Origin of the sequence: Roseomonas sp. GC11 (assembly GCF_024437745.1) — a bacterium.
Taxonomy (GTDB): domain Bacteria; phylum Pseudomonadota; class Alphaproteobacteria; order Acetobacterales; family Acetobacteraceae; genus Pseudoroseomonas.
The window spans coordinates 1-9,666 of sequence record NZ_JANFNY010000124.1 but is presented as its reverse complement, the minus strand read 5'-3'; the positions used below and the strand labels follow the sequence as shown (position 1 = coordinate 9,666).

Here is a 9,666-nt window from a genome sequence, read left to right as displayed (position 1 = left end):
CAGTTCGCGTAGAGATGGCCCAGGTGCGGCAGGGGTTCCCTAAGCGCCCCCCAGGGGGTGCCACAGGGAGGAGCCGAATGTTCATTGCGCGCGTTCCTGATGGGATAGGTGGGGGTGGCCCTTGCGCCGATTTCCCCCCTCTGGGGTGGTGCAGATGCCCCCAAGACACGGCAGGGCCACCCCCACCCCTGGCCTATGGGGTGCCCTGGCGAAGCAGCCGAGCGGTGGCCTTGGGGCAGCCCGGAGGACTACTGAACTGGGTTCATCAGCCGAGCAACTGAAGCAACGGAGCGAGTGCCTCGGCATTTTGGGTAACGGGTGCAGCCGAAGAACTTACTGCCGCTATGCCTTCCGCGCCGGGCAACACGCAAGGTCATCGGAGCAGAGCACGCTGGACAGCACACGCCCACAAGGCGGGATGTAGGTGCAGAAGCGCCGATGGGCGCGCTCGGCCGCACGATGAGAGGGGCGCTAAGTGCGCCGCTTGTCGGCGTGTTGGCAGGCGACGGCATGGATATGGGCAGGACTTTTGCTCCACCCGGAGGTGTCGCCAAAGGGGGCGTGCTTGGTGGCGCTGGGTGCCTTGAGCGAATCAGCCACTTCCATAGAATGACGCCAGCTACCCCAGCGGCACCCAGAAAGAAGATACCGCCTAAGCCTCCTCTACTACTTCCGTGGCCGCGCCACCTCCAGCCGCCGCCACGTCCACCCCGCCCACCATAACCACCGCGACCACCGCGACCACCGCGAGCCTCAGCCGGCCCACCTATGCACAAGATCAAGGCGGCCAGCATGAGGCGGCGCGTTGCGTTTATTGCCATACCAAATCATAGCAGCGTCAGGCCGATTGCGAAGTTTGGTCTTGGGTTTTCAATCTGAGGGGGCAGCGCCGGAAGCGCCGGGATGGGGGCAGCCTGGAGAGGGCACGGGCTAACCGAGAAAGACTTGGCTAACCAACCTTGGCTTGCCTTGACCGGCCCATCCCCGCACTTGGACAAAGAACCTTAAGCGCAGCGATTTTTGGGGGATGCCGATGAAGCCTGTTGTGTGGTGGTGGCGACACGTCAGGGGGGCGGCCCTGGCTGTTGGTGGGATGCTTGCCTTGTCGGGGAGCGTTCTGGCTCAGGCACCACAAGACCCCGCCTATCAATCGCCTGGGGAGGGGTGGGTTATAAGTGGTATAGCTAATGAATATGTGCAGTGGACTTATATAAATAATATCGCAAGAAATGGGAATAATTTAAGGGTCTGGGTTATTAATAACTACAAAGAAGGTAATTATATTAATTACGGCGCTAAAAGTAGGAGAACTTTATTTGAGTGTGAATGCTTTAATAAAAGAATTAGGCAAATAAATATTTCAATTTTTTCAGAAGTTTCTGCTCGTGGCAAAACAATAATTTCAAGTGATGATGATTTTTCTGCTGCATGGAGCAGTGTGGCTCCAGGGACTATGGGCGAGGCTATCATAGAGGTGGCTTGCTCAAGATAGCGAGCTTCTTTCCCAAGCGTCGCCTTTGTCGCGCCAAGAGGCAACTGCATCCCTTCATGCTGGTTCCGTTGTATCTGGTGGCTGGTTCAATTTGGGTATGCCCCCAGAGAACCTCCCTTCCCTTTGGTTCACTTCCGTATATTGACTATTCAAATCAGACCGTCATGATATGAACCATCCAAAACAGACTTATGGATGGCGACCATGGTTGAGCACCTCTCCCGCCTCACCTTCCTGGCCCTGCTGCTGACCTACCTTGCCTTTGGGGGCCTTATGGCCGTGGCGGTCATCCGTGGCCTCCTCTGGGTTTACTTCGGGTGAGGCCGGGGACATGCAGAAGCCGCTTGCTCGCCTCTATCTCCGCGCCAGCACATCGGAACAGGACGCCAGCCGCGCCCGTGATGCCCTGGAAGCCTTCGCCTCTGATCGCGGTATGACCATCGCAGCCAGCTACACCGAGAACGAGAGCGGGGCCTCCCTTCAGCGCCCCGAACTGTTCCGGCTGCTGGCCGATAGCCGCCCTGGTGATGTGCTGCTGATTGAGCAGGTGGACCGCCTAAGCCGTCTCACGGATGGCGATTGGCGGAAGCTGCGGCAGGAGATTGATGCCCGGCAAGTGCGGGTGGTGGCCCTGGACCTTCCTACCTCCTGGCTCCTGGCTGCCCCTGGCGATGACTTCACGGGGCGCATGTTCCAGGCGGTCAACGGTATGATGTTGGACGTGCTGGCCGCTGTGGCGCGGAAGGATTATGAGGACCGGCGCAGACGGCAGGCAGAGGGCCAGGCCAAAGCCAAGGCGGCGGGCCTCTATAAGGGCCGCCCTGAGGACACCCAACGGAACGCGGCCATTGCCGACATGCTGGCCCGTGGCATGTCGTGGTCAGCCATCCAGGCCGCCACCGGATGCAGCCGCGCTACCATCGCAAAGATCGCCAAGAGGCAGGCAGCCAATGGCACGCCCTCTGTCTAGCCTCAGAAGGGCACGTCCTTGGCGCCTCTCCGAGAAAATGACCGCGGTTGGGAGAGTTATCTACGTGCACTTGGTCGCGCACATATAGAACCGATAGCTTCCCGCTAGTTGGCGTCGGGTTTCCGTGGAAAACGGGGAGGCTTTGCGCTGCCGGGAAGGATGCGCCAAGGGGACGATCCTGGGCGCATCTATCGGCGCCTATCTGTGAGTTTTCGGCCCTCCAAGGACCACCCCAGGCAACCCTTCAAGCCCCTGTGGACGCATCTGCGATGCCCGCGCGCAGCCCTGGAGAGCGCCGAAAGCGCCCATGAGGTCTGCCCCCGCTCCCCCGTCAGGAGCACGCAGAGGAGGGCCTGATGGCGGCAGCCGATGCACAACCTAAAGGTGCATTTCGTGCTGAAGGCCACCAATCCAAGGTTTTCCCTTACTCCCCCTATGAGGGGGCCTGAAGACGACCAAGACCAGCGCGCAGACGCCCTTGGGGGACAGACCGCACAGGCACCAATGCCCAAGGCAGCCCTTCAGGCCCTCCTCTGCGCCAATCTCCCCGAACAGGCCCCCATGCACATCATCACCCTTCACCGCCACCGCCGCCGCGCGGATGGCGTAGATGTCTATTCCTGCGGCCCCTACCGCGCGCAGCACCCGACCGACGCCCTGCGGCTCCTCCTGCGGCTGATGATCGCGGCAGGCATGACCGGCCCCGCAGAGGTCCACGATGAGGACGGAAAGGCCCGCCTGTTGGTGGCCTCGATTGAGGAGGCAGCCCAGCGAAGCATGACCGAGAGGGCAAGCGGCGGGCTGATGCTGGAGCGGTGGTCGCCAATGCCCGAGGCAGTCCGGGAGGCGTTGAAGGCTGCCCGGAAGCGGAAGCCGAGAGATGCAGCCGGGGATGGTGCCATCAACACCGAGACCCCCGCAAAGGCCCTCCCTGCGGCTCCTCCTGCGGCTGCCCCCCGAAGGGTCACGCCCAGAGGCCCCCGCAAAACCACCCTCACCAGGGCGCGCGTCGCCACCGCCAGCGGCTTTTCTGCGTCGTCTGGAGGGTGAGTAGCGGCCAGCGCAGAAGGCGCCTCTACGGGCTTCCTAGGCCATTCTACGAGGGTGTCTTGTCGTGTGCCCGAGGGGCAGCCCTTGGCGATGGTCCGAAGGGGAAGCTGACGGGCGGGGGTTACGGCCCCGCACCGTCGTCACAACCCCAAGACCTGAAGGGAGGCGCACAGGGGGCCAGCGTGTGAAGGGCACACCGGCCACGCTGGAGGCTACCTAGGGGAGCAACCTGGAGCAAGCGTCTCCAGGCGCCGCCTTATGACCACCCCCGCCGTCTTTACCTTCCCCGAGACGCACACCCCCGTCCGCACGGTGATGATTGATGGGCAACCGTGGTTCGTCGCGGCGGATGTGTGCCGGTGCCTTGACCTCCCGGTAGGCAATGGCAACTCCGCGTATCGGAAACTCGCCCCCGGCGAGATGACCAAAGGGGATCGAATCACCTTTGGCATGCTTCCGGGTAAGCCGCTCATACTCATCTCCGAGTCCGGCCTCTACAAACTCATCATGCGCTCCGACAAACCGGAGGCGCGCCAGTTCCAGGCGTGGGTGACCCGCGAAGTCCTCCCCGCGATCCGCAAGGATGGCGTCTATGTGCGCGGCGAGGAACTCCTGAAGCAGCCCGCGTTGCTGGAGGTGGATGACCGCATCCAGTCCCTCCTGAAGCGCAAGGCCGACGAGAAGGATGCGTGCTCACTGCCCCGACGCTGACCGGCCCGGCGCTCCTGGCCGCTGCCGTTCTGGAGGCCCAAGCGGTCATCGCCTCGCAGTCCCAGAAGGTGGTTCTGCCGGTCCCCTTCAGGCCCTCTCCTGTGCCCCGTGCCATATCCGCAGGATGGCCACGGTAGCCCCCTGGACCTCGTAAACGACCACGTAGGGCCACAGGGCGACCAACTCGCGGGTGCCCTCAATGCGCCCCAGGCGGCCCCGCAAAGGGAACGTGGCGAGGCTATCGCCAGCCATGACCAGGGCCTCAAGGAGGCGTAGGGCGGCCACCGGGTTGCGGGCTTCCAGATAGGCCGTGATGGCCCTCCGGTCTTCCAGCGCCTCGCGCTTCCACTCGACCGCCCAACGTGAAGCCTGCACGGGTCAGCCAGCCATCACCGCTTGGCGGCCAGCCCGGCGACCTTCTGGCGCAGGCGTTCAATGTCCCTGAGCATCTCCTCCCGGACCTCCTCATGTGGGACACCGGGGCCGCTCTCACGGGCAGCCGCCACCGCCGCCGCGAGGGCAACCCCTTCGGCTTCGTCCATCTCGATGTAGCCAGGGGCGTGAGTGTCAGGGGGCATGGAGCCATCCTAGCGGCTTTGGCGGCACCCAGCGAAGCACCTTCGCGAGCCACCTGGTGCTTCTCCTCCTGGCCTTCCTACCGCAGCCGCCACCGCCACCGCGCCCGCCTCGTCCCTGTGGACAACCTCGCGGCCATTTTCGCCTGTGACTTTCCCACCCCGCCGCCTGCGCTCCCGCTATCGAGGGGCTTCCGCTTGGCGGCGGCGTGGAAAAGTCCCCCCCTGTGAAGACAGAGAGAAGGGAAAAACCCCTACTTTCTTTTGATTTCATGGCTTTATGCAGAATGAAGGTGGACACCTAGAGTGTCACCTATTGGTGACACCCAGAGTGTCACCTTTGCGCCCCCACGAGGGCGCGCTTATGCCGCCGTATCCCCGCCACTTGCTGACAATCTAAGCTCATGCTTGTGTCACTGATATGGACAGTTTTGGCAGGTATACCTGACATGAGGGCGCAGGCGGCAGAACAGCCCCAGGAAGACAGACCGAAGGGCGAGCGGTTCACCAAGGTGTATGACAAGGGATGGGAGCGGATCGGGCACCTAATCACCCTCAAGGGCGGCCCAACCGTGGCTAAGCTCTGGCTGTTCCTGGCTCGACACTGTGACCACCATAACGCCCTTGCCTGCACGCAAGCCTTGCTGGCGGAGGAACTGGAGTGCTCCGGGCGTTCTATCATCCGCGCAACACAATACCTCATAGAAAATGGGGCGTTGCGCGTTTTGAAGATGGGGACTTCTAACGTCTACATCCTAAATCCAAAGGAAGTCTGGAAGACAGCAGAAGATCATAAGCTGTTCTGTGCTTTCGAGGCGCGTGTATTGGTCAGCAAGACGGAGAACGGCAACATCAAGGAACGGCTGACAACGATGCAGAAGCCCCGCCGCTCCCGTCAGAAGCCTAGCGAAGCCCCCGAGGAAATCCGCGGTGATGGTCAATAGGTGGCAGGAAGACGGGGCAGAGGGAGCGCCTGAAGACAGCGCCCGGCCAAGCGTGGATGTGTATCTGATTGCCCAACTGCGCGAGGAGCACCGGCTGTTCATGAGCTTTGCCGCCCCTGGAGACACCTTCAAGATTGGCTATTCCGCTGACCCCTTCCAGCGCCTGAAACTCCTTCGTTCCGCGTCAGCCAAGAACCTAGCTCTGTTTGGCGTGCTCCTCTGCGCCAACGAGACGACAGCGCGGGATGCTGAACAAGAGTGCCATGGGCTGTTGCAGGACATGCGGTGGCGTGGCGAATGGTTCCGGGGCAGCGTCGCTGATGCCTGGGCGCGGATTGCTGCCCGGTTCACCCAAGCCGTGTGGCTAACGGATGGCTACCGCGTTGACCTCGACAAGATGAAACTGGTCCCCTTCGCCATGGGCGCATGGGGAGGCATCTCGGATAACTTTCACCACTACCGGGCCTTCAAACGGGCGCAGACCAGCCCTTTGGACGCCGCTACACCTTGGCCACGGCAGCCACTACCGGACACCCTGAGTGACCAGTAAGGCGGTCAATTCTGTCCTTCTACCGGACACCTGCCGCGCCAATGAGGACAAGACGGAATGCTTCAGCAACTTGACACCGCAGACAGTGTGCGCCGCGAGGTTGGCCCCAGCACTACCCAGAAGCACAAGTCCGATTTGGGCCAGTTCATGACCCCTTCTAGCGTGGCACGCTTCATGGCGAGCATGTTCCCGCCTAGCCCCCTGCAAACCTGCCGCTTGCTGGATGCAGGGGCGGGCGTCGGTGCCCTCTCATGTGCCTTCCTCGACCGCTGGGTGGCCGGTGGCTTTGGCTTCAAGGCTGTAGAGGCGACGGCCTACGAGGTGGACGAGAATCTCCACGGACACCTAAAGCATCTCTTGTCGGCATACCCGCAAGTCCGTTCTGAAGTCATCTCTGGGGATTATATTGAACTGGCGACCGCCGGGGATTTACAATCCAAGGGATACACGCACGCCATACTCAACCCGCCTTATAAGAAGATAAGCAGCAATTCACCCCACCGCCTGGCCCTACGTTCCGTAGGCATCGAGGCTGTGAACCTGTATGCGGCCTTCGTCGCGCTGGCGGTGGCACAGGCAGCACCAGGTGGCCAGATCGTAGCGATCATCCCGCGCAGCTTCTGCAATGGGCCGTATTACCGACCGTTCCGCGACTTCATCCTTGAGCGTGCAGCCATCCGCCAAATGCACCTCTTCGCTTCGCGCAACAAGGCGTTCAAGGACGATGAAGTGCTGCAAGAGAACGTCGTCATCCGGCTGGAGCGCGACGGGCAGCCTGGGCCGGTGACGGTTTCCACATCGACCGACGACAGCTTTTCCGACCTAGTGAAGCACGAACACCCTTTCGCAAGGATCGTGTTCCCGGACGATCCGGGGCGCTTCATCCACGTCCCCACGTCGCCCGAGAAAAATGCCCTTGAGATGTCGGCCGCCGTGCGCTGCGCGCTTACCGATGTGGGCGTAAAGGTATCGACCGGGCCAGTCGTGGACTTCCGGCTGAAGGATCATCTTCGCGCCATGCCTGAGCGTGGCACCGTCCCCCTGCTCTACCCCGGCCATTTCAGCAGCAGCGGCACGACGTGGCCGGTCGTCGGCGCAAAGAAACCGAACGCGATCATACGCGACCAGGGCAGCGAGAAATGGCTGTATCCTTCGGGGTTCTACTGCGTCGTGCGGCGGTTCTCGTCGAAGGAGGAAAAGCGCCGCATCGTGGCAAGCGTGGTAGATCCGGGCACGTTTGGCGACGCGCCAATGCTGGCGTTCGAGAACCACCTCAACGTGTTCCACGAGAACAGGCGCGGCCTACCGAAGGCGTTGGCCTATGGGCTGGCGCTGTATCTCAACACGACCGCTGTTGACGAGCATTTCCGCCGCTTCAACGGACATACACAGGTCAACGCAACCGACCTCAAGCTGATGAAGTATCCAAGCCGTGATGTTCTAACCGAGCTAGGCGAATGGGCGAGCCAAAGAGGTTTACTCACTCAAGCCCAGATCGACGCCAAGCTAGGGACGCTGACGGCATGACGGAACAGAACTACTACATCGAGGCCGCCCACCAAATCATCATTGCCTTGGGATTGCCGAGGGCGCAGCAGAACGAACGATCGGCGCTGTGCCTGCTGGCGCTGCTGAATCTGACGCCGGGCAAGGCATGGAAAGACGCTGAAAATCCGCTGGTGGGCATCACGCCGATCATGGATTGGGCGCGTGAGCACTACGGCAAGGATTACAAGCCGAACACTCGCGAGACGGTCCGCCGGCAGACCATGCACCAGTTCTGTGATGCCGGTATTTCTCTCTACAACCCGGACAAGCCAGACCGCCCTGTGAACAGCCCGAAGGCAGTCTATCAGATTGAGCCGGCTGCGCTCGCCCTACTTCGTAGCTTTGGCACCGATGCTTGGCACGACGCGCTGACGGCCTATCTGGCCGAGCGTGAAACACTGGTTGCGAAGTATGCGATGGAGCGCGAGCAAAACCGCATCCCGGTTGAGATCGCGCCTGGAAAGAAAATAACTCTCAGCCCCGGCGAACACAGCGAACTCATCAGGGCCATCATCGAGGACTTCGCGCCACGCTTTGCGCCGGGTAGCGTGCTGGTCTATGCCGGGGACACGGGCGACAAGTGGGGATACTTCGACGCGCCGCTATTGGCGTCGTTGGGCGTTGATGTGGACTCGCACGGTAAGATGCCCGACGTGGTGTTGCACTACACCGCGCGCAATTGGTTGCTTCTGGTGGAGTCCGTGACCAGTCACGGCCCGGTTGATGGCAAGCGCCACGCCGAACTCGCCAAGCTATTTTCAGGTTCAAAGGCTGGTCTTGTCTATGTGACCGCCTTCCCGAACCGCTCCATCATGGGCCGATACCTGGGTGAAATCGCATGGGAGACAGAGGTGTGGGTGGCAGATGCGCCGTCGCATCTGATCCACTTCAACGGAGTGCGCTTCCTCGGCCCCTACGCGACTGAGGGCTGAGACAAGACGAACAGCCAAGACAAAGGCCCCCTGGGTTCACTCCCCAGGCATCAGCAAGCGGCGCCACCAAGGGCGGCCCTGCCAGCGCGCTAGGGCCAGCTTGGCCTCTGCGGCTTCCTTCTCTGCGACCAGCGCCCGGCGCTCCATTTCGTGCCCCAGGGCTTCAGCCTGTGCGATCTGCTGGGCGCCCATAACCGCGGCATCCTGGGCAGCTTGGCCGGTGGCAACGGCCCTAGACTCTGCTTCGGTAGCCCGCTGGTCAGCCCTCGCGGCGGCCTCCTGGGCAACTGCCAGCGCGACCTTCAGCCCATCGCGTTCTCCCTCTAGGCGGGCCACCTGGTGCCGTAGCGCGGCAGCCTGAGCGGCTTCTTGTTCGGCCTCACGGCGGCGGTTCTGTTCGCCCTCCAGGCGCTCCTTCAGGGCTTCCACAATGAGCGCGTTCGGGGGAACAGTTCCTTGGGGCACGCCATCCTTGTTCGGCCTTCGTTGAACAGCCTGTGCGGCATCCCATTCTGTTCGGGGCACAAGCACCCGCACAGCGTCCCCAGGGTGGTTCTGCGGGACCATCTGCCAGCCAGCCCGCTTGGCCTTCATCCTCGCGTGGTCATTGGTCTTTAGGCCCCATCGTTCAGCTATCTCCCGATAGGTGGCGACCACGAACAAGGCATCCTCCTGCGGCTGCTGTTCCCCATCACTCATTGCGAACCGTTCTCCCCGAACACGCTTTCCGCTCCCCAGGGAACGACCTTCCGCGTTCCCCGAGGATCACCTGCAATATTCACCCCGTCCACTGTTCGGGGGAACACGCGCCGGTCATCAGTTCGCGTAGAGATGGCCCAGGTGCGGCAGGGGTTCCCTAAGCGCCCCCCAGGGGGTGCCACAGGGAGGAGCCGA

Annotated in this window: 13 protein-coding genes; 9 read left to right on the top strand and 4 right to left on the bottom strand. The window is 62.0% G+C overall.

The window, feature by feature from the left end:
- Window positions 1–248: 248 nt before the first annotated feature.
- Window positions 249–512, bottom strand: a complete 264-nt coding sequence (locus NON00_RS24955; protein WP_370688761.1) for a topoisomerase DNA-binding C4 zinc finger domain-containing protein — start codon at window positions 510–512, stop codon at window positions 249–251.
- A gap of 521 nt (window positions 513–1,033) precedes the next feature.
- Between NON00_RS24955 and NON00_RS22980 the strand changes: the two genes are divergently transcribed.
- The 5 genes from NON00_RS22980 (at window position 1,034) to NON00_RS22960 (ending at window position 4,223) form a co-directional block, all read left to right on the top strand.
- Window positions 1,034–1,492, top strand: a complete 459-nt coding sequence (locus NON00_RS22980; protein ID WP_256025115.1) for a surface-adhesin E family protein — start codon at window positions 1,034–1,036, stop codon at window positions 1,490–1,492.
- A 195-nt stretch (window positions 1,493–1,687) separates the two neighbouring features.
- On the top strand, window positions 1,688–1,813 hold the full coding sequence (locus NON00_RS22975; RefSeq protein WP_256025114.1) for a hypothetical protein: 126 nt from the start codon (window positions 1,688–1,690) through the stop codon (window positions 1,811–1,813).
- Window positions 1,814–1,823: 10 nt separating this feature from the next.
- On the top strand, window positions 1,824–2,462 hold the full coding sequence (locus tag NON00_RS22970; protein WP_256025113.1) for a recombinase family protein: 639 nt from the start codon (window positions 1,824–1,826) through the stop codon (window positions 2,460–2,462).
- A gap of 393 nt (window positions 2,463–2,855) precedes the next feature.
- Entirely contained in the window at window positions 2,856–3,512 is a 657-nt protein-coding gene (locus NON00_RS22965) for a hypothetical protein (protein ID WP_256025112.1), read from the top strand.
- Between the two features lie 258 nt (window positions 3,513–3,770).
- A complete protein-coding gene (locus tag NON00_RS22960) occupies window positions 3,771–4,223 on the top strand; it encodes a BRO family protein (RefSeq protein WP_256025111.1) in 453 nt (150 codons plus the stop codon).
- Window positions 4,224–4,310: 87 nt separating this feature from the next.
- On the opposite strand, the gene NON00_RS22955 is transcribed toward NON00_RS22960, so the two are convergent.
- Window positions 4,311–4,598: a type II toxin-antitoxin system RelE/ParE family toxin gene (locus tag NON00_RS22955; protein ID WP_256025110.1), complete on the bottom strand. Its 288-nt coding sequence runs from the start codon at window positions 4,596–4,598 to the stop codon at window positions 4,311–4,313.
- A 14-nt stretch (window positions 4,599–4,612) separates the two neighbouring features.
- Complete coding sequence (locus NON00_RS22950; RefSeq protein ID WP_256025109.1) at window positions 4,613–4,801, bottom strand: hypothetical protein; 189 nt, start codon at window positions 4,799–4,801, stop codon at window positions 4,613–4,615.
- A gap of 446 nt (window positions 4,802–5,247) precedes the next feature.
- Here NON00_RS22950 and NON00_RS22945 point away from each other — a divergent pair, with 446 nt between their 5' ends.
- Genes NON00_RS22945 through NON00_RS22930 form a run of 4 tightly spaced genes read left to right on the top strand, consistent with a single transcriptional unit; the run spans window position 5,248 to window position 8,772 of the window.
- Complete coding sequence (locus tag NON00_RS22945; RefSeq protein ID WP_256025108.1) at window positions 5,248–5,742, top strand: replication/maintenance protein RepL; 495 nt, start codon at window positions 5,248–5,250, stop codon at window positions 5,740–5,742.
- On the top strand, window positions 5,732–6,292 hold the full coding sequence (locus NON00_RS22940; RefSeq protein WP_256025106.1) for a GIY-YIG nuclease family protein: 561 nt from the start codon (window positions 5,732–5,734) through the stop codon (window positions 6,290–6,292). The genes NON00_RS22945 and NON00_RS22940 overlap by 11 nt, the downstream gene beginning before the upstream one ends.
- Before the next feature lie 57 nt (window positions 6,293–6,349).
- Window positions 6,350–7,819 carry an Eco57I restriction-modification methylase domain-containing protein gene (locus tag NON00_RS22935; protein ID WP_256025105.1) on the top strand — a complete coding sequence of 490 codons (1,470 nt, stop codon included), beginning with the start codon at window positions 6,350–6,352 and terminating at the stop codon, window positions 7,817–7,819.
- On the top strand, window positions 7,816–8,772 hold the full coding sequence (locus tag NON00_RS22930; RefSeq protein WP_256025104.1) for a BsuBI/PstI family type II restriction endonuclease: 957 nt from the start codon (window positions 7,816–7,818) through the stop codon (window positions 8,770–8,772). The genes NON00_RS22935 and NON00_RS22930 overlap by 4 nt, the downstream gene beginning before the upstream one ends.
- Before the next feature lie 36 nt (window positions 8,773–8,808).
- On the opposite strand, the gene NON00_RS22925 is transcribed toward NON00_RS22930, so the two are convergent.
- A complete protein-coding gene (locus NON00_RS22925; protein WP_256025103.1) occupies window positions 8,809–9,471 on the bottom strand; it encodes a hypothetical protein in 663 nt (220 codons plus the stop codon).
- Window positions 9,472–9,666: the final 195 nt, after the last annotated feature.